At 51.6% G+C, this 25416-nt stretch carries 23 protein-coding genes; 18 read left to right on the top strand and 5 right to left on the bottom strand.

The genetic code is table 11. The features are described 5' to 3' along the window. Position 1: 1 nt before the first annotated feature. From yceG to ptsG, 5 genes are all read left to right on the top strand, one after another. Entirely contained in the window at positions 2–1024 is a 1023-nt protein-coding gene (gene yceG / locus ACU8XX_RS14885; RefSeq protein WP_000756838.1) for a cell division protein YceG, read from the top strand. After that, positions 1014–1655, top strand: a complete 642-nt coding sequence (gene tmk / locus ACU8XX_RS14880; RefSeq protein WP_001338468.1) for a dTMP kinase — start codon at positions 1014–1016, stop codon at positions 1653–1655. Before yceG ends, tmk begins: the two co-directional genes overlap by 11 nt. Continuing rightward, the gene (gene holB, locus ACU8XX_RS14875; RefSeq protein ID WP_001267920.1) at positions 1652–2656 is read left to right on the top strand and encodes a DNA polymerase III subunit delta'; all 1005 of its coding nucleotides are present in this window, start codon (positions 1652–1654) and stop codon (positions 2654–2656) included. The genes tmk and holB overlap by 4 nt, the downstream gene beginning before the upstream one ends. A gap of 10 nt (positions 2657–2666) precedes the next feature. Continuing rightward, positions 2667–3464 carry a metal-dependent hydrolase gene (locus tag ACU8XX_RS14870; protein ID WP_000480245.1) on the top strand — a complete coding sequence of 266 codons (798 nt, stop codon included), beginning with the start codon at positions 2667–2669 and terminating at the stop codon, positions 3462–3464. A 294-nt stretch (positions 3465–3758) separates the two neighbouring features. Then, positions 3759–5192, top strand: a complete 1434-nt coding sequence (gene ptsG / locus ACU8XX_RS14865) for a PTS glucose transporter subunit IIBC (protein WP_000475719.1) — start codon at positions 3759–3761, stop codon at positions 5190–5192. Between the two features lie 59 nt (positions 5193–5251). On the opposite strand, the gene fhuE is transcribed toward ptsG, so the two are convergent. Further along, entirely contained in the window at positions 5252–7441 is a 2190-nt protein-coding gene (gene fhuE / locus ACU8XX_RS14860) for a ferric-rhodotorulic acid/ferric-coprogen receptor FhuE (protein ID WP_016242045.1), read from the bottom strand. A 333-nt stretch (positions 7442–7774) separates the two neighbouring features. On the opposite strand from fhuE, the gene hinT reads away from it, so the two are divergent. From hinT to ACU8XX_RS14820, 8 genes are all read left to right on the top strand, one after another. Then, positions 7775–8134: a purine nucleoside phosphoramidase gene (gene hinT / locus ACU8XX_RS14855; RefSeq protein WP_000807125.1), complete on the top strand. Its 360-nt coding sequence runs from the start codon at positions 7775–7777 to the stop codon at positions 8132–8134. A 2-nt stretch (positions 8135–8136) separates the two neighbouring features. Beyond that, entirely contained in the window at positions 8137–8514 is a 378-nt protein-coding gene (locus ACU8XX_RS14850) for a YcfL family protein (protein WP_001225276.1), read from the top strand. Positions 8515–8527: 13 nt separating this feature from the next. Further along, the gene (gene lpoB, locus ACU8XX_RS14845) at positions 8528–9169 is read left to right on the top strand and encodes a penicillin-binding protein activator LpoB (RefSeq protein WP_000164439.1); all 642 of its coding nucleotides are present in this window, start codon (positions 8528–8530) and stop codon (positions 9167–9169) included. Continuing rightward, positions 9150–9974: a thiamine kinase gene (gene thiK, locus ACU8XX_RS14840; RefSeq protein ID WP_001116565.1), complete on the top strand. Its 825-nt coding sequence runs from the start codon at positions 9150–9152 to the stop codon at positions 9972–9974. Before lpoB ends, thiK begins: the two co-directional genes overlap by 20 nt. Before the next feature lie 10 nt (positions 9975–9984). Next, positions 9985–11010 carry a beta-N-acetylhexosaminidase gene (gene nagZ / locus ACU8XX_RS14835; RefSeq protein WP_000529314.1) on the top strand — a complete coding sequence of 342 codons (1026 nt, stop codon included), beginning with the start codon at positions 9985–9987 and terminating at the stop codon, positions 11008–11010. Between the two features lie 22 nt (positions 11011–11032). Then, on the top strand, positions 11033–11575 hold the full coding sequence (gene ycfP / locus ACU8XX_RS14830) for an alpha/beta hydrolase YcfP (RefSeq protein ID WP_000587933.1): 543 nt from the start codon (positions 11033–11035) through the stop codon (positions 11573–11575). A gap of 399 nt (positions 11576–11974) precedes the next feature. Then, entirely contained in the window at positions 11975–13279 is a 1305-nt protein-coding gene (gene ndh / locus ACU8XX_RS14825) for an NADH-quinone dehydrogenase (protein ID WP_001295439.1), read from the top strand. Between the two features lie 226 nt (positions 13280–13505). Continuing rightward, on the top strand, positions 13506–14045 hold the full coding sequence (locus tag ACU8XX_RS14820) for a glycine zipper 2TM domain-containing protein (protein WP_001043459.1): 540 nt from the start codon (positions 13506–13508) through the stop codon (positions 14043–14045). Between the two features lie 61 nt (positions 14046–14106). On the opposite strand, the gene comR is transcribed toward ACU8XX_RS14820, so the two are convergent. Next, positions 14107–14739, bottom strand: coding sequence for a TetR family copper-responsive transcriptional repressor ComR (comR, locus tag ACU8XX_RS14815; protein WP_000179805.1), 633 nt, complete (start codon positions 14737–14739; stop codon positions 14107–14109). Between the two features lie 240 nt (positions 14740–14979). Between comR and bhsA the strand changes: the two genes are divergently transcribed. Continuing rightward, on the top strand, positions 14980–15237 hold the full coding sequence (gene bhsA / locus ACU8XX_RS14810) for a multiple stress resistance protein BhsA (protein WP_000800153.1): 258 nt from the start codon (positions 14980–14982) through the stop codon (positions 15235–15237). An 82-nt stretch (positions 15238–15319) separates the two neighbouring features. Here the strand turns inward: bhsA and ldtC are convergent, their stop codons facing one another. The 3 genes from ldtC to ACU8XX_RS14795 all read right to left on the bottom strand — a co-directional run bounded on the left by ldtC (position 15320) and on the right by ACU8XX_RS14795 (position 21064). Continuing rightward, on the bottom strand, positions 15320–16282 hold the full coding sequence (ldtC, locus tag ACU8XX_RS14805; RefSeq protein WP_001300895.1) for a L,D-transpeptidase LdtC: 963 nt from the start codon (positions 16280–16282) through the stop codon (positions 15320–15322). Between the two features lie 143 nt (positions 16283–16425). Further along, a complete protein-coding gene (gene mfd, locus ACU8XX_RS14800; RefSeq protein WP_001338472.1) occupies positions 16426–19872 on the bottom strand; it encodes a transcription-repair coupling factor in 3447 nt (1148 codons plus the stop codon). A gap of 127 nt (positions 19873–19999) precedes the next feature. After that, on the bottom strand, positions 20000–21064 hold the full coding sequence (locus tag ACU8XX_RS14795) for an acyltransferase family protein (RefSeq protein ID WP_240765194.1): 1065 nt from the start codon (positions 21062–21064) through the stop codon (positions 20000–20002). Positions 21065–21325: 261 nt separating this feature from the next. On the opposite strand from ACU8XX_RS14795, the gene lolC reads away from it, so the two are divergent. The 4 genes from lolC to nagK are packed head-to-tail and all read left to right on the top strand — an operon-like array spanning position 21326 to position 25403. Beyond that, positions 21326–22525 carry a lipoprotein-releasing ABC transporter permease subunit LolC gene (gene lolC, locus ACU8XX_RS14790; RefSeq protein ID WP_001300689.1) on the top strand — a complete coding sequence of 400 codons (1200 nt, stop codon included), beginning with the start codon at positions 21326–21328 and terminating at the stop codon, positions 22523–22525. Beyond that, entirely contained in the window at positions 22518–23219 is a 702-nt protein-coding gene (lolD, locus tag ACU8XX_RS14785) for a lipoprotein-releasing ABC transporter ATP-binding protein LolD (RefSeq protein WP_001033694.1), read from the top strand. Before lolC ends, lolD begins: the two co-directional genes overlap by 8 nt. Continuing rightward, positions 23219–24463: a lipoprotein-releasing ABC transporter permease subunit LolE gene (gene lolE, locus ACU8XX_RS14780; protein ID WP_001251348.1), complete on the top strand. Its 1245-nt coding sequence runs from the start codon at positions 23219–23221 to the stop codon at positions 24461–24463. The genes lolD and lolE overlap by 1 nt, the downstream gene beginning before the upstream one ends. A 28-nt stretch (positions 24464–24491) precedes the next feature. Beyond that, on the top strand, positions 24492–25403 hold the full coding sequence (nagK, locus tag ACU8XX_RS14775) for an N-acetylglucosamine kinase (protein WP_000291268.1): 912 nt from the start codon (positions 24492–24494) through the stop codon (positions 25401–25403). The last annotated feature ends 13 nt before the right edge of the window (positions 25404–25416 follow it).

The following is a 25416-nucleotide window of genomic DNA, read 5'->3' as shown; positions in this document are numbered from 1 at the left end:
CATGAAAAAAGTGTTATTGATTATCTTGTTATTGCTGGTGGTACTGGGTATCGCCGCTGGTGTGGGCGTCTGGAAGGTTCGCCATCTTGCCGACAGCAAATTGCTTATCAAAGAAGAGACGATATTTACCCTGAAGCCAGGGACCGGACGTCTGGCGCTCGGTGAACAGCTTTATGCCGATAAGATCATCAATCGCCCACGGGTTTTTCAATGGCTGCTGCGTATCGAACCGGATCTTTCTCACTTTAAAGCCGGGACTTACCGCTTTACACCGCAGATGACCGTGCGCGAGATGCTGAAATTGCTGGAAAGCGGTAAAGAAGCACAGTTCCCTCTGCGACTGGTAGAAGGGATGCGTCTGAGCGATTACCTCAAGCAATTGCGTGAGGCCCCGTATATCAAGCATACGCTGAGCGACGATAAGTACGCCACCGTAGCGCAGGCACTTGAACTGGAAAACCCGGAGTGGATTGAAGGTTGGTTCTGGCCAGACACCTGGATGTATACCGCCAATACAACCGATGTCGCGTTACTCAAGCGAGCGCACAAGAAAATGGTGAAAGCGGTCGATAGCGCCTGGGAAGGGCGTGCGGACGGTCTGCCTTATAAAGATAAAAATCAGCTGGTGACGATGGCATCAATTATCGAAAAAGAAACCGCCGTTGCCAGTGAACGCGATCAGGTTGCCTCGGTATTTATCAACCGTTTACGCATTGGTATGCGCCTGCAGACCGACCCAACCGTGATTTACGGGATGGGAGAGCGTTATAATGGCAAACTTTCTCGTGCAGACCTGGAAACGCCGACAGCGTATAACACCTATACCATTACTGGTTTACCGCCGGGTGCGATAGCTACGCCAGGGGCGGATTCGCTGAAGGCTGCTGCGCATCCGGCAAAAACGCCGTATCTCTATTTTGTGGCCGATGGTAAAGGTGGTCACACGTTTAATACCAATCTTGCCAGCCATAACAAGTCTGTGCAGGATTATCTGAAAGTGCTTAAGGAAAAAAATGCGCAGTAAGTATATCGTCATTGAGGGGCTGGAAGGCGCAGGCAAAACTACCGCGCGTAATGTGGTGGTTGAGACGCTCGAGCAACTGGGTATCCGCGACATGGTTTTCACTCGGGAACCTGGCGGTACGCAACTTGCCGAAAAGTTAAGAAGCCTGGTGCTGGATATCAAATCGGTAGGCGATGAAGTCATTACCGATAAAGCCGAAGTTCTGATGTTTTATGCCGCGCGCGTTCAACTGGTAGAAACAGTCATCAAACCAGCTCTGGCTAACGGCACCTGGGTGATTGGCGATCGCCACGATCTCTCCACTCAGGCGTATCAGGGCGGCGGACGTGGTATTGACCAACATATGCTGGCAACACTGCGTGATGCTGTTCTCGGTGATTTTCGCCCCGACTTAACGCTCTATCTCGATGTTACCCCGGAAGTTGGCTTAAAACGCGCGCGTGCGCGCGGCGAGCTGGATCGTATTGAGCAAGAGTCTTTCGATTTCTTTAATCGCACCCGCGCCCGCTATCTGGAACTGGCAGCAAAAGATAAAAGCATTCATACCATTGATGCCACCCAGCCGCTGGAGGCCGTGATGGATGCAATCCGCACTACCGTGACCCACTGGGTGAAGGAGTTGGACGCATGAGATGGTATCCATGGTTACGACCTGATTTCGAAAAACTGGTAGCCAGCTATCAGGCCGGAAGAGGTCACCATGCGCTGCTCATTCAGGCGTTACCGGGCATGGGCGATGATGCTTTAATCTACGCCCTGAGCCGTTATTTACTCTGCCAACAACCGCAGGGCCACAAAAGTTGCGGTCACTGTCGTGGATGTCAGTTGATGCAGGCTGGCACGCATCCCGATTACTACACCCTGGCTCCCGAAAAAGGGAAAAATGCGTTGGGCATTGATGCGGTACGTGAGGTCACCGAAAAGCTGAATGAGCACGCACGCTTAGGTGGTGCGAAAGTTGTCTGGGTAACCGATGCTGCCTTACTAACCGACGCCGCGGCTAACGCATTGCTGAAAACGCTTGAAGAGCCACCAGCAGAAACCTGGTTTTTCCTGGCTACCCGCGAGCCTGAACGTTTACTGGCAACATTACGTAGTCGTTGTCGGTTACATTACCTTGCGCCGCCTCCAGAACAGTACGCCGTGACCTGGCTTTCACGCGAAGTGACAATGTCACAGGATGCATTACTTGCCGCATTGCGCTTAAGCGCCGGTTCGCCTGGCGCGGCACTGGCGTTGTTTCAGGGAGATAACTGGCAGGCTCGTGAAACATTGTGTCAGGCGTTGGCATATAGCGTGCCATCGGGCGACTGGTATTCGCTGCTGGCGGCCCTTAATCATGAACAAGCTCCGGCGCGTTTACACTGGCTGGCAACGTTGCTGATGGATGCGCTAAAACGCCATCATGGCGCTGCGCAGGTGACCAATGTTGATGTGCCGGGCCTGGTCGCCGAACTGGCAAACCATCTTTCTCCCTCGCGCCTGCAGGCTATACTGGGGGATGTTTGCCACATTCGTGAACAGTTAATGTCTGTCACAGGCATCAACCGCGAGCTTCTCATCACCGATCTTTTACTGCGTATTGAGCATTACCTGCAACCGGGCGTTGTGCTACCGGTTCCTCATCTTTAAGAGAGACATCATGTTTTTAGTCGACTCACACTGCCATCTCGATGGTCTGGATTATGAATCTTTGCATAAGGACGTGGATGACGTTCTGGCGAAAGCCGCCGCACGCGATGTGAAATTTTGTCTGGCAGTCGCCACAACATTACCGGGTTATTTACATATGCGGGATCTGGTAGGCGAACGTGACAACGTCGTATTTTCTTGTGGCGTGCATCCACTCAACCAGAATGATCCCTACGATGTAGAAGATTTACGCCGTCTGGCGGCAGAAGAGGGTGTTGTAGCGCTGGGTGAAACCGGGCTGGATTATTATTACACACCGGAAACTAAAGTACGTCAGCAAGAGTCCTTCATCCATCATATCCAGATTGGTCGTGAACTGAACAAGCCGGTTATCGTCCATACCCGTGACGCCCGTGCCGATACGCTGGCAATTCTGCGCGAAGAAAAAGTGACGGATTGCGGTGGCGTACTACACTGTTTTACAGAGGACAGAGAAACGGCGGGTAAATTACTGGATCTCGGATTTTACATCTCCTTTTCCGGCATTGTGACCTTCCGTAATGCGGAGCAACTGCGCGATGCTGCGCGTTATGTCCCCCTGGATCGGTTACTGGTGGAAACTGACTCACCTTACCTTGCGCCGGTACCGCATCGAGGAAAAGAGAATCAACCTGCGATGGTTCGTGACGTTGCAGAATACATGGCTGTGTTGAAAGGTGTTGCCGTTGAAGAACTGGCGCAGGTAACCACCGATAACTTCGCCCGTCTGTTTCACATCGACGCTTCCCGCCTTCAATCCATCCGTTGAATGAGTTTTTTTAAAGCTCGTAATTAATGGCTAAAACGAGTAAAGTTCACCGCCGAAAATTGGGCGGTGAATAACCACGTTTGAAATATTGTGACATATGTTTTGTCAAAATGTGCAACTTCTCCAATGATCTGAAGTTGAAACGTGATAGCCGTCAAACAAATTGGCACTGAATTATTTTACTCTGTGTAATAAATAAAGGGCGCTTAGATGCCCTGTACACGGCGAGGCTCTCCCCCCTTGCCACGCGTGAGAACGTAAAAAAAGCACCCATACTCAGGAGCACTCTCAATTATGTTTAAGAATGCATTTGCTAACCTGCAAAAGGTCGGTAAATCGCTGATGCTGCCGGTATCCGTACTGCCTATCGCAGGTATTCTGCTGGGCGTCGGTTCCGCGAATTTCAGCTGGCTGCCCGCCGTTGTATCGCATGTTATGGCAGAAGCAGGCGGTTCCGTCTTTGCAAACATGCCACTGATTTTTGCGATCGGTGTCGCCCTCGGCTTTACCAATAACGATGGCGTATCCGCGCTGGCCGCAGTTGTTGCCTATGGCATCATGGTTAAAACCATGGCCGTGGTTGCGCCACTGGTACTGCATTTACCTGCTGAAGAAATCGCCTCTAAACACCTGGCGGATACTGGCGTACTCGGAGGGATTATCTCCGGTGCGATCGCAGCGTACATGTTTAACCGTTTCTACCGTATTAAGCTGCCTGAGTATCTTGGCTTCTTTGCCGGTAAACGCTTTGTGCCGATCATTTCTGGCCTGGCTGCCATCTTTACTGGCGTTGTGCTGTCCTTCATTTGGCCGCCGATTGGTTCTGCAATCCAGACCTTCTCTCAGTGGGCTGCTTACCAGAACCCGGTAGTTGCGTTTGGCATTTACGGTTTCATCGAACGTTGCCTGGTACCGTTTGGTCTGCACCACATCTGGAACGTACCTTTCCAGATGCAGATTGGTGAATACACCAACGCAGCAGGTCAGGTTTTCCACGGCGACATTCCGCGTTATATGGCGGGTGACCCGACTGCGGGTAAACTGTCTGGTGGCTTCCTGTTCAAAATGTACGGTCTGCCAGCTGCCGCAATTGCTATCTGGCACTCTGCTAAACCAGAAAACCGCGCGAAAGTGGGCGGTATTATGATCTCCGCGGCGCTGACCTCGTTCCTGACCGGTATCACCGAGCCGATCGAGTTCTCCTTCATGTTCGTTGCGCCGATCCTGTACATCATCCACGCGATTCTGGCAGGCCTGGCATTCCCAATCTGTATTCTTCTGGGGATGCGTGACGGTACGTCGTTCTCGCACGGTCTGATCGACTTCATCGTTCTGTCTGGTAACAGCAGCAAACTGTGGCTGTTCCCGATCGTCGGTATCGGTTATGCGATTGTTTACTACACCATCTTCCGCGTGCTGATTAAAGCACTGGATCTGAAAACGCCGGGTCGTGAAGACGCGACTGAAGATGCAAAAGCGACAGGTACCAGCGAAATGGCACCGGCTCTGGTTGCTGCATTTGGTGGTAAAGAAAACATTACTAACCTCGACGCATGTATTACCCGTCTGCGCGTCAGCGTTGCTGATGTGTCTAAAGTGGATCAGGCCGGCCTGAAGAAACTGGGCGCAGCGGGCGTAGTGGTTGCTGGTTCTGGTGTTCAGGCGATTTTCGGTACTAAATCCGACAACCTGAAAACCGAGATGGATGAGTACATCCGTAACCACTAATCTGTAAGACGTTGGGGAGACTAAGGCAGCCAGATGGCTGCCTTTTTTACAGGTGTTATTCAGAATTGATACGTGCCGGTAATGCTGAAATTACGCGGTGCGCCGTAGACGATAGAACCTTCCACGTTGGTATCGTAGGTTTTGTCGAACAGGTTATTGACGTTCCCCTGTAACGAGAAGTTTTTCGTCACCTGGTAGCGGGTGAAGAGATCCACCAGCGCGTAGCTACCTTGCTCGGCGCGGAAGGTGCCATACGGTGTCACGGTGTCGGTATACACGCGATTTTGCCAGTTAACACCACCGCCTACTGTCAACTCTGGCATGACAGGCAACCGATAGCTGGTGAACATTTTAACCGTGGTGCGTGGCAGATTAGGATTAACGGCGTTTCCTTCGTTATCCTCTGCAATATAGCGCGTTGCGCCAAATGTCAGCTGCCAGTTGTCGGTAATTGCGCCGTTGAGTTCAAATTCCACCCCTTTACTGACTGTCCCATCCACCGCTTTATAGGCGGTTTCGCCGTTGCTGCCGGGGATAGGTGTACCGGTGGACTGAGCGAAATTATCCTGCTCAATACGGAAGATGGCTAACGTGGTGGTCAGACGGCTATTCATCCAGTCCGATTTCAGACCCAGCTCGTAGTTGTTACCGGTGATTGGAGCCAGATATTTGCCTGAACTGTCACGATCATTTTGCGGCTGGAAAATAGAGGTATAGCTGGCGTAGGTCGACCAGTTGTCATTGATGTCAAACACCAGACCAGCGTAAGGCGTGGTGTGGTTTTTCTCCATGCTGTAAGTCAGCGTATCAACCCGCCAGTTGGTATAACGTGCGCCGAGGATCAGATGCAGCGGATCGGCAAGGGTGACTCGAGTGGCAGCATATAACGATTTCATATGTGTGGTATCGTCCTGTGCCAGGCTCTGTGGTGACCAGTCGGTTTGTGGGAAATTGCCATTAAAGTTGTAGAAACTGCCAATTTCATCCGGGAAGATGTTGGCCCATGAACTGAAGTAACGATTGTTTTGTTTGCTGTAACTGCCACCAAACATTAGATTGTGCTGACGACCAAACAATTCATAAATACCGTCAGCGAACAAATCCAGCGCATCAACTTTACGTTTGCCACTGTTCCAACCGGTGCCGCCGACATAATCAAAGCCAGGTCCATAATTACTGTATGGCCCAACCAGCATACCATCCGCTTTGTTTACATAGGCATCGACATACATCATTTTGCTGTCAAATTCGACTTCAGAGTGGGTGGCATTCAGTGTCGCTTGCCAGGTATCAGCAAACCGCTGCTTCAGGGTCATAAAGACCTTGTTGATCTCTTTATCGTTGTACGCCCAGTCAGGTGCGGTACTGCGTGCACGATCGTAACTGTTGCTGCTGCCATCAGTATTCCAGCGCGGTAAACCGCCCCAGGTAGGGCTATTAACATCAATGCGCTGATATTCGTAACCGGCTGAAAGCGTCGTAAGATCGCCTAAATCAGCATCGACAATGCCCGAGAAGAAGGTCTTTTCACTGTTGTAGCGGTCCAGCCATGAGTCGTTATTCTGGTAGCCGCCGACAATTCGCGCGCGGATTTTACCGTCTTCGGTGAGTGGGCTTTGTAAATCCGCCACATACCGTTCTTTGTTCCAGCTACCGTATTCCGCCGAGACATCGCCTTTAAATTCACGACTGGTCGCGTGTTTTCGAACCATATTAATTGCCGCAGATGGATTACCCGTCCCGGTCATGAGTCCTGTCGCGCCACGCACTACTTCTACGCGTTCAAAGAGTGCCATATCAGAAAGTGCGTCGCCCAGATTCCAGCGCGATTCAAAATAGGTGGGGATACCATCAACCATATAGTTATCGATCTGGAATCCGCGGGAATAATAAAGAGCACGATCGGAATCCGCCTGACTTTTGCTGATCCCCAGCGTGTTTTCCATCACTTCGCCCAGCGTTTGTAACTGCTGATCTTCCATCCGCTGCTGGCTAACAATAGTGACCGACTGAGGAATATCACGTTGAGTCATCTGCATTTTGGTACCCGCAGAGGTAGACGTTACGCTGTAATCATTTTCGCCATCATCTGGAGCTGTGGCTGAACCCTCAACAATCACCGTTTCTTCAGTGGCTGGTGCAGCAAAAGCGGCAGAAGGTAATAGTGCCAATGCTATGCAACCGGCAAGTAGTGAGGGTTTGGTGATGGCTTGATATTGATTATCCCTGTTAAATTGTGTTGAAAGCATTTGAAATCTCTTGGTTTATGTTGTCGTCAGGCTCATGCCGGAGGAGGGTGATGAGCGGTTATATTTAGTGTGCGAATAATTTTGTTTGTAAATGCAAATGAGAAATATACGCATTCATATTTGTCGTGTAAACCAAACAGAGAATGTCTTTTCAGCGCATTCGCAGGCAGAAATGGGAATAATGGCGATATATACGGCAGCAAAACGATTTTTTGCTTAAGAAATCGTGAGTTAAGGTTGAAAGAGCAGGTTTAACTCGACCATACTCTATACTCGCAGTGTGGCGCGGCGTAGCATGGCGCAACGCATGGCTATTTGAAAAAGGAAAATGTCGTGGCAGAAGAAACTATATTCAGCAAAATTATTCGTCGTGAGATCCCCTCCGATATCGTCTACCAGGATGATCTGGTAACGGCGTTTCGCGATATTTCGCCGCAAGCGCCAACGCATATTCTGATCATTCCGAATATCCTCATACCGACTGTGAACGACGTGTCAGCTGAGCATGAGCAGGCGCTGGGACGCATGATCACCGTAGCGGCAAAAATTGCTGAGCAAGAAGGTATTGCCGAAGATGGCTATCGTCTGATCATGAACACCAACCGCCATGGCGGACAAGAGGTTTACCACATCCATATGCACTTGTTGGGTGGCCGTCCGCTGGGACCAATGCTGGCGCATAAAGGTCTGTAACGATGAGAAAAGGATGCTTTGGGCTGGTGTCTCTGGCGTTGTTACTGCTGGTGGGCTGTCGTTCACATCCGGAAATTCCGGTGAATGATGAGCAATCGCTGGTGATGGAGTCATCTTTATTGGCTGCGGGCATCAGTGCAGAAAAGCCCGTCCTTTCGACGTCTGATATTCAACCTTCAGCATCCTCAACGCTTTATAACGAAAGGCAAGAACCCATTACCGTTCATTATCGTTTTTACTGGTATGACGCCAGAGGGCTGGAGATGCATCCTCTGGAAAGGCCACGCAGCGTTACCATTCCCGCACATTCGGCGGTAACGCTGTACGGCAGCGCCAATTTTCTGGGGGCGCACAAAGTCAGACTTTATCTATATTTGTAAGGGGTGAATCTTGATGACAAAAATGAGTCGCTACGCCTTGATTACCGCGCTGGCGATGTTTCTCGCCGGGTGTGTGGGGCAACGTGAACCTGCACCGGTAGAAGAAGTGAAACCAGCGCCGGAACAACCAGCCGAGCCACAACAGCCTGTCCCCACAGTGCCCTCGGTGCCGACGATCCCGCAGCAGCCAGGCCCAATTGAGCACGAAGATCAAACTGCACCGCCTGCGCCGCATATTCGCCATTATGACTGGAATGGCGCAATGCAGCCGATGGTCAGTAAGATGCTTGGGGCTGACGGGGTGACTGCGGGTAGCGTCCTGCTGGTTGATAGCGTTAACAACCGTACTAACGGTTCGCTGAATGCCGCAGAAGCGACCGAAACGCTGCGAAATGCGCTGGCTAATAACGGTAAATTTACCCTGGTTTCCGCCCAGCAGCTGTCGATGGCTAAGCAACAGTTAGGTTTGTCGCCGCAGGACAGTTTAGGTACCCGTAGTAAAGCCATAGGCATTGCCCGCAATGTCGGCGCTCATTACGTGCTATACTCCAGCGCCTCTGGCAACGTTAACGCTCCGACCCTACAAATGCAGCTGATGCTGGTGCAGACGGGCGAAATTATCTGGTCAGGTAAAGGTGCCGTTTCGCAGCAATAATCCCATCACGCGCGACGAATTGCTGTCGCGCTTTTTCCCGCAGTTTCATCCCGTCACGACGTTTAATAGTGGGCTTAGTGGCGGGAGTTTTCTCATTGAACACCAGGGCCAGCGTTTTGTTGTGCGTCAGCCGCACGATCCTGATGCGCCGCAGTCCGCGTTCTTGCGCCAGTATCGGGCTTTATCACAACTACCCGCATGCATTGCACCGAAGCCGCATTTATATCTCCGTGACTGGATGGTAGTCGACTATCTGCCCGGCGCGGTAAAAACGTATTTGCCGGATACCAACGAACTGGCAGGCTTGCTGTATTATCTACATCAACAACCACGTTTTGGCTGGCGAATAACGCTGTTGCCGTTACTGGAACTGTACTGGCAGCAAAGCGATCCGGCGCGGCGGACAGTGGGTTGGCTGCGAATGTTAAAACGTCTGCGCAAAGCGCGGGAACCACGGCCTTTACGCTTAAGTCCATTGCATATGGATGTCCACGCCGGAAATTTAGTGCATAGCGCGTCAGGGTTAAAACTCATCGACTGGGAGTATGCAGGAGATGGTGATATCGCGCTGGAACTGGCGGCGGTGTGGGTGGAAAATACTGAACAGCACCTGCAATTGGTCAATGACTATGCCACTCGCGCGAAGATTTATCCGGCGCAATTATGGCGTCAGGTCAGGCGATGGTTTCCCTGGCTGCTGATGCTCAAAGCAGGGTGGTTTGAGTACCGCTGGCGACAAACCGGCGATCAACAATTTATCAGGCTGGCCGATGACACCTGGCGGCAGCTATTAATAAAACAATAAGGAGAGCAGTGTGGGTCCAGTAATGTTGGATGTCGAAGGTTACGAACTGGACGCGGAAGAGCGTGAAATACTGGCGCATCCGCTGGTGGGAGGGCTGATTCTCTTTACGCGTAACTATCATGATCCTGCCCAGTTACGTGAACTGGTGCGCCAGATCCGCGCAGCTTCGCGCAATCATCTGGTGGTGGCGGTTGATCAGGAAGGTGGACGCGTGCAGCGTTTTCGTGAAGGTTTTACCCGCTTGCCAGCGGCGCAATCATTCGCTGCGCTGTCAGGAATGGAAGAGGGTGGCAAACTGGCGCAGGAGGCAGGTTGGTTGATGGCCAGCGAAATGATCGCTATGGATATTGATATCAGCTTTGCGCCAGTGCTGGATGTAGGACATATCAGCGCGGCGATTGGCGAGCGTTCTTATCATGCCGACCCAGAAAAAGCCCTGGCAATCGCCAGTCGGTTTATTGATGGGATGCATGAAGCCGGAATGAAAACGACCGGGAAACACTTCCCAGGACACGGTGCAGTAACTGCAGATTCACACAAAGAGACGCCGTGCGACCCACGCCCGCAAGCGGAAATTCGTGCCAAAGATATGTCGGTTTTCAGCACGTTAATCCGCGAAAATAAACTCGACGCCATTATGCCTGCGCATGTGATCTACAGTGATGTTGATCCGCGTCCGGCGAGCGGTTCTTCCTACTGGCTGAAAACCGTTTTGCGTCAGGAACTGTGTTTTGACGGCGTGATTTTCTCTGACGATTTATCGATGGAAGGTGCCGCGATTATGGGCAGTTATGCCGAACGCGGGCAGGCATCACTGGACGCAGGTTGCGATATGATCCTGGTCTGCAATAATCGTAAAGGGGCCGTCAGCGTGTTAGATAATCTGTCACCGATCAAGGCAGAACGTGTTACACGTTTGTATCATAAAGGTTCATTTTCGCGACAGGAACTGATGGACTCGGCTCGCTGGAAGGCGATCAGCACCCGTCTGAATCAGTTACATGAACGCTGGCAGGAAGAGAAAGCAGGTCACTAACCCTGGCTTATGTGAGGAAGCGATGATTATCTATTTACACGGTTTTGACTCTAACAGTCCGGGTAACCACGAGAAAGTCTTACAATTGCAGTTTATTGACCCGGATGTACGCTTGATAAGCTACAGTACGCGGCATCCGAAACATGATATGCAGCATCTGCTCAAAGAAGTGGACAAAATGTTGCAACTGAACGTCGACGAGCGTCCGCTGATTTGCGGCGTTGGTCTGGGCGGATACTGGGCGGAACGGATTGGTTTTCTTTGCGATATCCGCCAGGTGATCTTCAACCCTAATTTGTTCCCTTATGAGAACATGGAAGGCAAGATTGATCGCCCGGAAGAGTATGCCGATATTGCCACTAAGTGTGTGACCAACTTCCGCGAGAAGAATCGCGATCGTTGCCTGGTGATTTTGTCGCGTAATGATGAAGCGCTTAACAGCCAGCGGACATCTGAAGAGTTGCATCATTATTACGAGATTGTCTGGGACGAAGAGCAGACGCACAAATTCAAGAATATCTCCCCGCATTTGCAGCGCATTAAAGCGTTCAAAACCCTCGGGTAAATGCCCTCGTCGCATCAGGTAACCTTGCCGGTACCTGATGCGCTCCGAATTCTGTAAGTCGGATAAGGCGTTTACGCCGCATCCGACAGTCGAGCATCAATGCCTGATGCGCCTCTTATCAGGCCTACCGAACGCCCTGCATACACCCCTCACTCTATATCACTCTCACAAATTCGCTCAAATAATAAACAATAAACTCTGTTTTTTGATCTCACCCGGTAAAGTCGCCTATCTTTTCAGCAACAAAACTTGATTAACATCAATTTTGGTATGACCAATGCACCATTCATGTTATTCTCAATAGCGAAGAACATTTTCATTGCTGTAACCTGTTGTTAATTAAGAGCTATGTTAATAACCATTAATTAACAATTGGTTAATAAATTTAAGGGGGTCACGTTGACTACGCCATTGAAAAAAATTGTGATTGTCGGCGGCGGTGCTGGTGGGCTGGAAATGGCAACACAGCTGGGGCATAAGCTGGGACGCAAGAAAAAAGCCAAAATTACGCTGGTCGATCGTAACCACAGCCACCTGTGGAAACCGCTGCTGCACGAAGTGGCGACTGGCTCGCTTGATGAAGGCGTCGATGCGTTGAGCTATCTGGCCCATGCGCGCAATCATGGTTTCCAGTTCCAGCTGGGTTCCGTCATTGATATTGATCGTGAAGCGAAAACAATCACTATTGCAGAACTGCGCGACGAGAAAGGTGAACTGCTGGTTCCGGAACGTAAAATCGCCTATGACACACTGGTAATGGCGCTGGGTAGCACCTCTAACGATTTCAATACACCAGGTGTCAAAGAGAACTGCATTTTCCTCGATAACCCGCACCAGGCGCGTCGCTTCCACCAGGAGATGCTGAATCTGTTCCTGAAATACTCCGCCAACCTGGGCGCGAATGGCAAAGTGAACATTGCGATTGTCGGCGGCGGCGCGACGGGTGTAGAACTCTCCGCTGAATTGCACAACGCGGTCAAGCAACTGCACAGCTACGGTTACAAAGGCCTGACCAACGAAGCCCTGAACGTAACGCTGGTAGAAGCGGGAGAACGTATTTTGCCTGCGTTACCGCCACGTATCTCTGCTGCGGCCCACAACGAGCTAACGAAACTTGGCGTTCGCGTGCTGACGCAAACCATGGTCACCAGTGCTGATGAAGGCGGCCTGCACACTAAAGATGGCGAATATATTGAGGCGGATCTGATGGTATGGGCAGCCGGGATCAAAGCGCCAGACTTCCTGAAAGATATCGGTGGTCTTGAAACTAACCGTATCAACCAGCTGGTGGTGGAACCGACGCTGCAAACCACCCGCGATCCAGACATTTACGCTATTGGCGACTGCGCGTCATGCCCGCGTCCGGAAGGGGGCTTTGTTCCGCCGCGTGCTCAGGCTGCACACCAGATGGCGACCTGCGCAATGAACAATATTCTGGCGCAGATAAACGGTAAGCCGCTGAAAAATTATCAGTATAAAGATCATGGTTCACTGGTATCGCTGTCGAACTTCTCCACCGTTGGTAGCCTGATGGGTAACCTGACGCGCGGCTCAATGATGATTGAAGGACGAATTGCGCGCTTTGTATATATCTCGCTATACCGAATGCATCAGATTGCGCTGCATGGTTACTTTAAAACCGGATTAATGATGCTGGTGGGGAGTATTAACCGCGTTATCCGTCCGCGTTTGAAGTTGCATTAATCGACGTACACTGGCGGATGTGGCATAAACGCCTCATCCGCCCTGGACAAATGGTACGAGCGGTAGGCCTGATAAGACGCGTTAAGCGTCGCATCAGGCATTCCTTCAGACTCCTCCGAATCATTAAGTATTTCCAGCCATTCCCGCGCTTTTCATCTTCTGTCTGATAGCTGCTTTTCTCCTTCGCTTGCATGATTGGCATAACTGCAAAGAAGGAGGTGTTCCCGTGAATAAATCAATGTTGGCGGGTATCGGGATTGGTGTCGCAGCTGCGCTGGGCGTAGCGGCAGTGGCCAGTCTGAACGTGTTTGAACGTGGCCCGCAATACGCTCAGGTTGTTTCTGCAACCCCAATCAAGGAAACGGTTAAAACACCGCGTCAGGAGTGTCGCAACGTCACAGTGACCCATCGTCGACCGGTGCAGGATGAAAATCGCATTACCGGGTCGGTGCTCGGCGCTGTTGCTGGCGGCGTGATAGGGCATCAGTTTGGCGGTGGTCGCGGTAAAGATGTCGCCACTGTTGTGGGGGCGCTGGGTGGTGGATATGCCGGTAACCAGATCCAGGGCTCTCTCCAGGAAAGCGATACTTACACGACTACGCAACAGCGTTGTAAAACGGTGTATGACAAGTCAGAAAAAATGCTCGGTTATGATGTGACCTATAAGATTGGCGATCAGCAGGGCAAAATCCGCATGGACCGCGATCCGGGTACGCAGATCCCGCTAGATAGTAATGGGCAACTGATTTTGAATAACAAAGTATAACAAGGCTGTACTCTGCAATTTGGCCCCTCATTCGCTCAGGCTGAGGGGCTTTTTTTGCGACTTATTTCACCAGTTCGGGCCATAAACGCAAAGTCGTTCCGGCAATCTGCATTAGTTTTTCCAGCGATGCACCTTCGCGTGCGCTGATCGACATCCCCTGAATAATACAATTAAGGAATTCTGCCAGATGTGTCACGTCACAGTGGGTCGGGATTTCCCCGCGCGCTTGTCGTTGACATAAAAACTGCTGCAAAGTGCGCTCTTGCATCGCATGGCGTGATTTCAACGTATTGGCGATATCTCCTGAATCTGGGGAGAGGGTGGTGCAGTTGTTGATCATGAAGCAGCCTGCCGGGGTGTCTTTGCTGGTAAAGCAGTTGGCGATGGCAGCAAAATAGTCAGCCAGCGCAGACTCCACGCTTTTCTCTTCACAAAACAGCTGTGCTTCATGCTTAGCGGCAAAACGATCGATATAGCGGTCGAGAACGGCACGAAATAACCCCTCTTTGTTGGTAAATTCCGCGTATAGCGTGGGCGCTTTGGCTCCGGTCGCTTCGACGAGGTCCGCAAGAGAAGTCGCTTCATAACCGTGTTGCCAGAACAATTTCATGGCCTTATCAAGCGCGGCATCCCTGTCGAACACTTTTGGGCGGCCACGGCTTTTTTTTACACATTGTGTTGAGTCAGTTGCCATGATGCCGTTGTACCTGGTGACTGTGAATGAAAGGTTATTATAAAAATAATCACCTCCGTTCACCAGTCCAGATCCCATAAAAATAATTGCTTTCTATTTAACTGAAATTTAAAGATTTTTAAATTAATTAATGATTGTTATAAAAAATATCTTGTATGTGATCCAGATCACATCTATCATTTAGTTATCGATCGTTAAGTAATTGCTTGCGACGTCATTCATCTGCATAAGGCCACTATTATGAAAAACGTAAAAACCCTCATCGCTGCGGCGATTTTAAGCTCCATGTCATTTGCCAGCTTTGCGGCTGTCGAAGTTCAGTCAACGCCAGAAGGCCAACAAAAAGTCGGTACAATCAGTGCTAACGCGGGGACAAATCTGGGATCGCTGGAAGAGCAGCTGGCGCAAAAAGCGGATGAGATGGGCGCAAAATCTTTCCGTATTACTTCTGTAACCGGTCCGAATACCCTCCATGGAACAGCAGTAATTTATAAATAAGCATTAACCCTCATTAATGCCTGCTACTGCTGATTTTTTCCCCGCGACATGCCGTGTCGCGGGGATTTTTTTTATCCAGGATTTACAGAGTTTGTGGGCTCACTTGATGACGGCGGACATCCACCGGCATCCCGGAACGGACATCCATCACATGTTGCATCACTTCAGCGTCAGTTTGTGCTGCATCTTTAAATGATTGCATTGCGCTATTCAGCGTAATTGGCAGCAGCTGCGGATCGTCATCAATCTTCTCTGACAGCGGCTGATGTACTTCAACCAGACGCGCACCGTTTGGTTCGGCAGAGACTTTTATCGGAGTGTTGATGATATTCACTTTGGTGCCTGGGGTGACCTGGCTAAAGAGTGTTTTGATATCGTCATCCCGCAGACGAATACAGCCAGAACTTACCCGCATGCCAATGCCGAAATCGGCGTTCGTACCGTGAAGCAAATAAACGCCGCCATAGGCCGCCAGACGAATCGCATGATGGCCCATTGGGTTATCCGGTCCAGCCGGCACTACCGCAGGCAACTCAATTCCCTGTGCTTTATAACGGGCGCGGATGTTTGCCGTTGGCGTCCAGGTTGGGTTTGCACGTTTGTCTGAAACGGTGGTCACCATTGTCGGTGTCAGCGTGTCACCACCTAACTGACCAATACCTATTGGATACACGGTTACCGAATTTTTACCCGGCGGGTAGTAATAGAGACGCAGCTCCGCAATATTGATCACAATGCCTTCGCGCGGCGCATCTGGAAGTAGGGTTTGCAACGGGATCGTTAACACGCTACCCGCGCGCGGTACGTAAGGATCAACGCCAGGGTTAGCCTGTAACAGAGCGAGAAAGCCGACGTTATATTTTTTGGCGATGGCTTCCAGAGAACCACCGTCATTTTCCACCACATGAAATTTGTTTTCGCCAACCAGACGACTGCCCGCTGGCGGCAGCGGCCAGGTGTTGGCTTTTGCCGGTAGCGCCAGCGCCACGGCAGCGGCGAACGTAAAAAACGTTAGCCAGCGAGAAAAACGCGTTTTGATCATCACCAAAAATCCATAATAAATATAAGGTTATTGTAATAAACAGATAAGCCTGAATTATGGATGGTGACAGTGTCGGATAGTGCAGGGAAGTGCAAAGAATTTGTAAATGTTGCAGATGGGGGCGCAGAAACGCCCCCGATTTACCATTAAGCGATCGCGTTCTCTTCCAGTTCACGCATAAACTGGCGTACCCATTCGATACGCGTTTTCCGCTCACTCAAATCCTGAATAAATTTCAGGCGCGTCGGACCATCAAGGCGGTAATGCTGCGGCTGTTTTTGCAGCAAACCAATCAACCAGGCCGGATTAACGTGATTCTTCTCGGCAAATTCGATCACCCCGCCTTTCTCATTACCTTCCAGCTTCCTGATCCCCAGTTTCTGCGCTTGCTGGCGCAGACGGGCAACATCCAGCAGGGTACGCGCCGGATCCGGCAGCAGGCCGAAGCGATCGATAAGCTCGACTTTGATCTCTTCCAGTTCGTTTTCCGTTTTGGCGCTGGCAATACGTTTATAGAACGACAAACGCGTATTCACGTCAGGAATGAAATCATCTGGCAATAGCGACGGCATCCGCAGCTCGACTTCTGTTTGCTGGCTGGTGAGATCTTCCAGCGACGGCTCGCGTCCGGCTTTCAGTGCATCGACGGCGTTTTCCAGCAACTCCATATACAGCGAGAAACCGATGGTTTCCATTGAGCCACTTTGTTCTTCGCCAAGCAGTTCACCCGCGCCGCGGATCTCCAGATCGTGCGTTGCCAGCGCAAAGCCTGCACCGAGATCTTCCAGCGAGGCAATCGCTTCAAGACGTTTTTGTGCATCGGTAGTCATCGCTTTTGGATGCGGCGTCAGCAGCCATGCATATGCCTGATGATGTGAACGTCCGACGCGACCGCGTAACTGGTGCAGCTGCGCCAGACCGAAGTGATCCGCACGTTCAATGATAATGGTGTTGGCTGTCGGGATGTCGATCCCGGTTTCGATAATGGTGGTACAAACCAGCACGTTGAAACGTTGATGATGGAAATCATTCATCACCCGTTCCAGTTCGCGCTCGCGCATCTGCCCGTGACCGATGGCAATCCGTGCTTCAGGCACCAGTTCTGCCAGCCGTTCGGCAGCTTTCTGGATGTTTTCCACATCATTGTAGAGATAATAAACCTGCCCCCCGCGCAAAATTTCACGCAGGATCGCCTCCCGGACCACCAGGCTGTCATACTCACGGACAAAGGTTTTAACTGCCAGACGACGGGCGGGCGGCGTGGCGATAATCGACAGGTCACGCATTCCGCTCATTGCCATATTCAGCGTGCGTGGGATCGGCGTTGCAGTAAGCGTCAGAATATCCACGTTCGCGCGCATCGCTTTAATGCGCTCTTTATGACGCACCCCGAAGCGGTGTTCTTCATCGACAATCAGCAGGCCTAAATCTTTAAACTTGACGTCACTTTGCAGCAGTTTGTGCGTACCGATCAGAATATCGATTTTCCCTTCCGCCACTTCCGCAAGGATTTGCGTCTGCTCTTTGGCGCTGCGGAAACGGGAGATCATTTCGATACGTACCGGCCAGTTGGCGAAACGGTCGCGGAAGTTGTCGTAATGCTGCTGCGCAAGAAGGGTGGTAGGCACCAACACCGCTACCTGCTTGTGGTTATCTACTGCCAGGAAAGCGGCGCGCATCGCCACTTCTGTTTTACCAAAGCCAACATCGCCGCACACCAGACGATCCATTGCCAGCGGCTGACACATGTCGCTAAGTACCGCATTAATGGCCTGCGCCTGATCCGGCGTGGTTTCAAACGGGAAGCTGTCGCAGAACAACTGATACTGCTCACGATCGTGTTTAAACGCGAAGCCCTCTTTGGCGGCGCGTTGCGCGTAGATATCCAGCAATTCCGCCGCCACATCACGCACTTTTTCCGCCGCTTTCTGCCGCGCGCGTGACCACGCATCGCCGCCAAGTTTATGCAGCGGGGCGTTTTCTTCCGCGCCACCTGCGTAACGGCTAATCAGATGCAGTGACGACACCGGAACATACAGTTTGGCGTCGTTGGCATAGGTGAGCATCAAATACTCGCCAGTAATGCCGCCCGCTTCGAGCGTGGTCATTCCGGCATAGCGCCCGACACCGTGCTCCAGATGGACCACCGGCTGACCAATATGCAGCTCCGCAAGGTTACGGATCAGTGTATCGGGGTTGATGGTGCGGCGAGAATCCTGACGACGGCGGGCAACACGTTCACCGAGCAGATCGCTTTCGCAGATCAGCGCCAGATTACGCACCGTATCGACAAAACCATGTTCGGCAGCGCCAATCATCAGATAACGCCCACGGTCGCTGGCTTCATCAAGACGCATAATGCGTTGCGGAGCAATTTTAATTCGTGCGAGCAGTTCACCCAGCGCTTCACGGCGACCTTCACTTTCTACCGAGAACACCACCGGACCGTCGAAAGTCTCGAGGAACTTACGCAGCGCATCCAGCGGCGCTTTTTGTTGCGCCTGAACGGCCAGGTCTGGCAGTTTCTGGAAACCTAAATTGGCATTCGCGGCTTTTGTCGGTAAATGTTCAGTTTTTAGCTGCACCCGGGGCCAGTTTTTCAGCTCTGAGAAGAGCTCGTCCACCCGCAGCCAGAGCGATTGTGGTGGCAACAGCGGGCGCATCGGATCGACGCCGCGATTCTCAAAACGCGCCAGCGTGTCAGCCTGGAAACGTTCGGCACTGGTTTCCAGATCGCCAGTATTCACCAGCAAGGTATTGGCAGGGAAATAACTGAACAGCGGCGGCAGTGGTTCGCTGAAGAACAATGGCTGCCAGTACTCGATCCCGGCAGGTAATGTGCCTTTACTCACTTGCTGGTAAATATGTTCCGGATCGCGCTTCACTTCGAAGGTATCGCGCCACTGGCTGCGGAACAGTTCAATTGCCGCTTTATCGGTCGGAAATTCGTGCGCGGGCAGCAGATTGATCGCTTCTACTTCCTCCAGCGTGCGCTGGCTGTCGACGTCAAACACCCGCAGGCTGTCGATTTCATCATCAAAGAAATCAAGACGATAAGGCAGCTCACTCCCCATCGGGAAGAGATCCAGCAACGCGCCGCGCGTGGCGTATTCGCCGTGCTCCATCACCTGGTCAACATGGCGATAACCGGCGCTGTCCAGTTGGGTTCGTAATGCATCTCGTGACAGGCGCTGACCTTTTTTCATCACCAGCGCATGACCGTGGAGAAAACTGTGTGGGCAAACGCGCTGCATAAGCGTATTCACCGGAACAATCAGTACGCCACGCTGCATCGTCGGTAGCTGGTAAAGGGTGGAAAGGCGCGAGGAGATAATGTCCTGATGAGGCGAAAAACTGTCGTAGGGAAGAGTTTCCCAGTCCGCCAGATTCATCACCATCTGATCGGTGAACTGGCTGATTTCATCATGCAAACGCAGAGCATTTTGCATATCTGGTGCAATGAGTACCACCGGACCGGCGTGACGTTCGGCAATTTCCGCTACCAGCGTTGCACAGGCTGCGCCGGTTAACTCGCCCAGCAGACGCTGCTCACCCGCTTTGACGGGCAGCGTATAACGATATTGTTCAGGCATAACGGTTGTCAGATTCTCGTTAGGATATGCCTCAACATATGGGGGCATATCTCTGATAAGCAATGCTGTTCATTATCCGTAATCGACATGGTTTAGCAAATTGAATCGCCCCGGCTGGGGCGATGGCTTAGCGGGAGTAACTGACGGCAGCGGGCAGTGAAGGCGGGGAGAACAACAGATCGCTGAATGCACGCTGTGAAAGTTTTCTTACCAGCAAGCCCGCAACAGTACAGATGAACAAACTGACAAAGGGATAAACCAGCAGGAGTGTCAGTTCGACTTGCGGCGACCAGCGTGCTGCGTTCATTTGCGCAAGCAGAGTTAAGCTGAATATTTCAACCAGAATGCGATGGGTGGTGTAGATAGCAATGGTGTTGGAGCCAATCACATTCAGCAGGCTGGTGGAGCGCATACCGAATCGTTGCTCGTATTGATAAAACAGCTTCATGATCACCACAATCGATACCAGCGACAACAGCAGCGAGATAGTAAACAACCAGGCACCGACCGCCAGAACGGAAGCCATTAGCAGATGGCGGCGCAACGGCACCTCTTTAACACAGGTCATTATTGTTGTGCCAAACCATGCGCCAAGGCTGTAATAAGGCAAATTGCGGATCACACTGTTCATTCCCCACCACGGCGTGGGAACGAAATTAACCGCCACACTCAGCAGTACAAACAAGGCGAATAGTAGCAGCGCCAGACGGCTAAAAATTTTACATACCACGAAATAGACAATTAACGCATACAGATACCACAAGCTGGTGCTGGCGGTGATCATCCCGTGCAGGAACTCACCGGTGGAATCGGCATAAGCGGCATTGGAGGCATTGCTTAAATCGCGCTCAGGTGCCAGCCACTGGTTCAGCGCACTTAACGCCAGCCACTGCACCACGCCCCAAAGCGCCAGCACCCAAAAGATGCTCCAGATGCGTTTATCGAGACAATTTCCCCACGGTACGCTGTCGATATAGCGGCGAATCAAATAGCCGGAAATAAAGAAAAAAACCGGCATACGAAAGGGTGCAAGGTAAAGATTGAAATAGATCCAGCATTTGCTCAGGACTTCCGATAACGGATGCTGAAAAGTGGTCAGATGCGGATAAAAGGTAATGACCGAGTGATAAATCACCACCAGACAAATACATAACCCTTTGATCTGGTTAATCCATAGCTCTTTTTGTTTCATCAGGACAACACGCTCTTTTTTAATTTACATGCGGTTGATCCTGCGGGTTATGACCCTATGTGTAATGGGTATCTGTCTGTATTGGATGATTTTTCAGATTAAGATCAGGCGGCAAGATTGATGATAAAACATGGCAATTTAGCCGATTGATTTACGGGGGCTTTTCAGATTAGCCCTGACGATCACTTACAGTTCAGACGTTTACCCATCTTGCTTTCGCTTATATACTCGTGTCTTTGCTACAGCAACCAGACGGATTTCATGTACCAACCTGTCGCTCTATTTATTGGCCTGCGTTACATGCGTGGGCGTGCAGCGGATCGCTTCGGTCGTTTCGTCTCCTGGCTTTCTACCATCGGCATTACCCTCGGGGTGATGGCGCTGGTCACAGTATTGTCAGTGATGAACGGCTTTGAGCGCGAGCTGCAAAACAACATCCTTGGCCTGATGCCACAGGCAATTCTCTCTTCTGAGCATGGCTCTCTTAACCCGCAGCAACTCCCGGAAACGGCAGTCAAACTGGACGGCGTTAATCGCGTCGCACCTATTACTACCGGTGATGTGGTACTGCAAAGCGCGCGCAGCGTGGCGGTCGGGGTGATGCTCGGTATCGACCCGGCGCAAAAAGATCCACTTACACCGTATCTGGTCAATGTGAAACAAACTGACCTCGAGCCGGGGAAATATAATGTCATCCTCGGCGAACAACTTGCCTCACAGCTAGGCGTTAATCGCGGTGATCAAATCCGCGTGATGGTACCATCTGCCAGCCAGTTCACGCCGATGGGGCGTATTCCAAGTCAGCGCCTGTTCAATGTGATTGGCACTTTCGCCGCCAACAGTGAAGTCGATGGCAATGAAATGCTGGTGAATATTGAGGATGCCTCGCGTCTGATGCGTTATCCGGCAGGCAATATTACCGGCTGGCGTTTGTGGCTGGATGAGCCGCTGAAAGTCGACTCATTAAGTCAGCAAAAACTGCCTGAAGGCAGCAAATGGCAGGACTGGCGTGATCGTAAAGGCGAGTTGTTCCAGGCCGTACGCATGGAAAAAAATATGATGGGTTTACTGCTGAGCCTGATTGTCGCCGTTGCGGCGTTTAACATTATTACCTCACTAGGGCTGATGGTAATGGAGAAGCAGGGCGAAGTAGCGATCCTGCAAACGCAAGGCTTAACTCCGCGACAAATCATGATGGTCTTTATGGTGCAAGGGGCCAGCGCCGGGATTATCGGTGCGATCCTCGGAGCGGCGCTTGGCGCCCTGCTTGCCAGCCAGTTAAATAATCTGATGCCGATAATCGGCGTCCTGCTTGATGGCGCGGCGCTGCCGGTGGCTATCGAACCTTTACAGGTCATTGTTATTGCGCTGGTGGCGATGGCTATCGCGCTGCTGTCTACGCTTTACCCTTCATGGCGCGCTGCCGCCACTCAACCCGCTGAGGCTTTACGTTATGAATAAGATCCTGTTGCAATGCGACAACCTGTGCAAACGCTATCAGGAAGGCAGTGTGCAAACCGATGTGCTGCACAATGTCAGTTTCAGCGTCGGCGAAGGTGAAATGATGGCGATCGTCGGTAGCTCTGGTTCCGGTAAAAGTACCTTGCTGCACCTGCTGGGCGGGCTGGATACGCCAACCTCCGGCGATGTGATTTTTAATGGTCAGCCAATGAGCAAACTGTCGTCGGCAGCGAAAGCTGAACTGCGCAACCAGAAGCTGGGCTTTATTTATCAGTTTCACCACCTGCTGCCGGATTTTACCGCCCTGGAAAACGTGGCTATGCCGCTGCTGATTGGCAAGAAAAAGCCCGCTGAAATCAACAGCCGTGCACTTGAGATGTTAAAAGCGGTGGGGCTGGATCATCGTGCGAATCACCGCCCATCTGAACTTTCTGGCGGCGAACGCCAGCGTGTGGCGATTGCCCGTGCGCTGGTGAATAACCCGCGCCTGGTACTGGCGGATGAACCTACCGGTAACCTCGATGCGCGTAATGCCGACAGCATCTTCCAGTTGCTTGGGGAATTGAATCGCTTGCAGGGCACCGCCTTCCTGGTGGTTACTCACGACCTGCAACTGGCGAAACGTATGAGCCGCCAGTTAGAAATGCGTGATGGTCGTCTGACGGCGGAACTGAGCCTGATGGGGGCGGAGTAATGGCGATGCCTTTATCGTTATTAATTGGCCTGCGTTTTAGTCGCGGACGGCGGCGCGGCGGCATGGTGTCGCTGATCTCCGTCATTTCTACCATTGGCATTGCCCTCGGCGTGGCGGTATTGATCGTCGGCTTAAGCGCGATGAACGGCTTTGAACGCGAACTGAACAACCGTATTCTGGCGGTGGTGCCGCATGGTGAAATCGAGGCGGTGGATCAGCCGTGGACTAACTGGCAGGAAGCACTGGATCACGTGCAAAAAGTGCCGGGTATTGCCGCTGCCGCGCCGTATATCAATTTCACCGGGCTGGTGGAAAGTGGCGCGAATCTTCGCGCAATCCAGGTGAAGGGCGTTAACCCGCAACAGGAACAGCGTCTGAGCGCATTACCCTCGTTTGTCCAGGGCGATGCGTGGCGCAATTTTAAAGCGGGCGAACAGCAAATTATCATCGGCAAAGGCGTGGCGGATGCGCTGAAAGTGAAGCAGGGGGATTGGGTGTCGATTATGATCCCCAACTCGAATCCCGAGCATAAACTGATGCAGCCAAAACGTGTGCGTTTGCACGTTGCCGGTATTTTGCAGTTGAGTGGTCAACTCGATCACAGTTTTGCCATGATCCCGCTGGCAGATGCCCAACAATATCTTGATATGGGTTCCAGCGTGTCAGGTATTGCCCTTAAAATGACGGATGTTTTCAACGCCAATAAGCTGGTACGCGATGCGGGTGAAGTGACCAACAGCTATGTTTATATTAAAAGCTGGATTGGTACTTACGGCTATATGTATCGCGATATCCAAATGATCCGCGCCATTATGTATCTGGCGATGGTACTGGTGATTGGCGTGGCCTGTTTCAACATCGTCTCCACCTTAGTGATGGCGGTGAAAGACAAGAGTGGCGATATCGCAGTATTAAGAACGCTGGGGGCGAAAGATGGTTTAATTCGCGCCATCTTTGTCTGGTATGGATTGCTGGCAGGGCTGTTCGGCAGCCTGTGTGGTGTGATTATCGGCGTAGTGGTTTCACTGCAACTTACCCCGATTATTGAGTGGATTGAAAAGTTGATCGGTCATCAGTTCCTCTCCAGCGATATCTATTTTATTGATTTCCTGCCATCGGAATTGCACTGGCTGGACGTCTTCTACGTACTGGTCACAGCATTGTTGCTGAGTCTTTTGGCAAGTTGGTATCCGGCGCGGCGCGCCAGTAATATTGACCCTGCGCGAGTCCTTAGCGGCCAGTAAAGGCAGTACATTAAAACAAGGAGCGGCAATGTATTACGGGTTTGATATTGGTGGAACAAAAATTGCGCTTGGCGTGTTTGATAGCGGTCGGCAGTTGCAGTGGGAAAAGCGGGTGCCGACACCGCGTGACAGCTATGACGCATTTTTAGATGCAGTGTGTGAGCTGGTAGCTGAAGCTGACCAACGTTTTGGCTGTAAAGGTTCTGTCGGCATCGGTATTCCGGGAATGCCGGAAACAGAAGATGGTACGCTGTATGCCGCCAATGTCCCCGCTGCCAGCGGTAAACCGCTGCGTGCCGACCTGAGCGCACGTCTTGATCGCGATGTACGCCTTGATAACGATGCCAACTGTTTTGCCCTTTCAGAAGCCTGGGATGATGAATTTACTCAATATCCACTGGTGATGGGGTTGATTCTCGGCACCGGCGTTGGCGGCGGGCTGATTTTCAACGGCAAACCGATTACCGGTAAAAGCTACATTACCGGCGAGTTTGGCCATATGCGTCTGCCGGTTGATGCGTTAACCATGATGGGGTTGGATTTCCCGTTACGCCGCTGCGGCTGTGGTCAGCATGGCTGCATTGAAAATTATCTGTCTGGTCGCGGTTTTGCGTGGCTGTATCAACACTATTATCATCAACCGTTGCAGGCTCCCGAAATTATTGCGCTTTATGATCAAGGCGATGAGCAGGCAAGGGCGCACGTTGAGCGTTATCTGGATTTATTAGCGGTTTGTCTGGGAAATATCCTGACCATTGTTGACCCTGACCTGGTCGTCATTGGTGGTGGCTTATCGAATTTCCCGGCAATCACAGCGCAACTGGCGGACAGGCTGCCTCGTCATCTCTTACCTGTAGCTCGTGTTCCGCGCATTGAACGCGCGCGCCACGGTGATGCGGGAGGAATGCGTGGTGCGGCCTTCCTACATCTAACCGATTAAACAACAGAGGTTG

This window comes from Escherichia sp. MAL-1 (assembly GCF_052948035.1).
The sequence above is the reverse complement of the archived record's forward strand: the minus strand, read 5'-3'. Positions and strand labels throughout refer to the sequence as shown.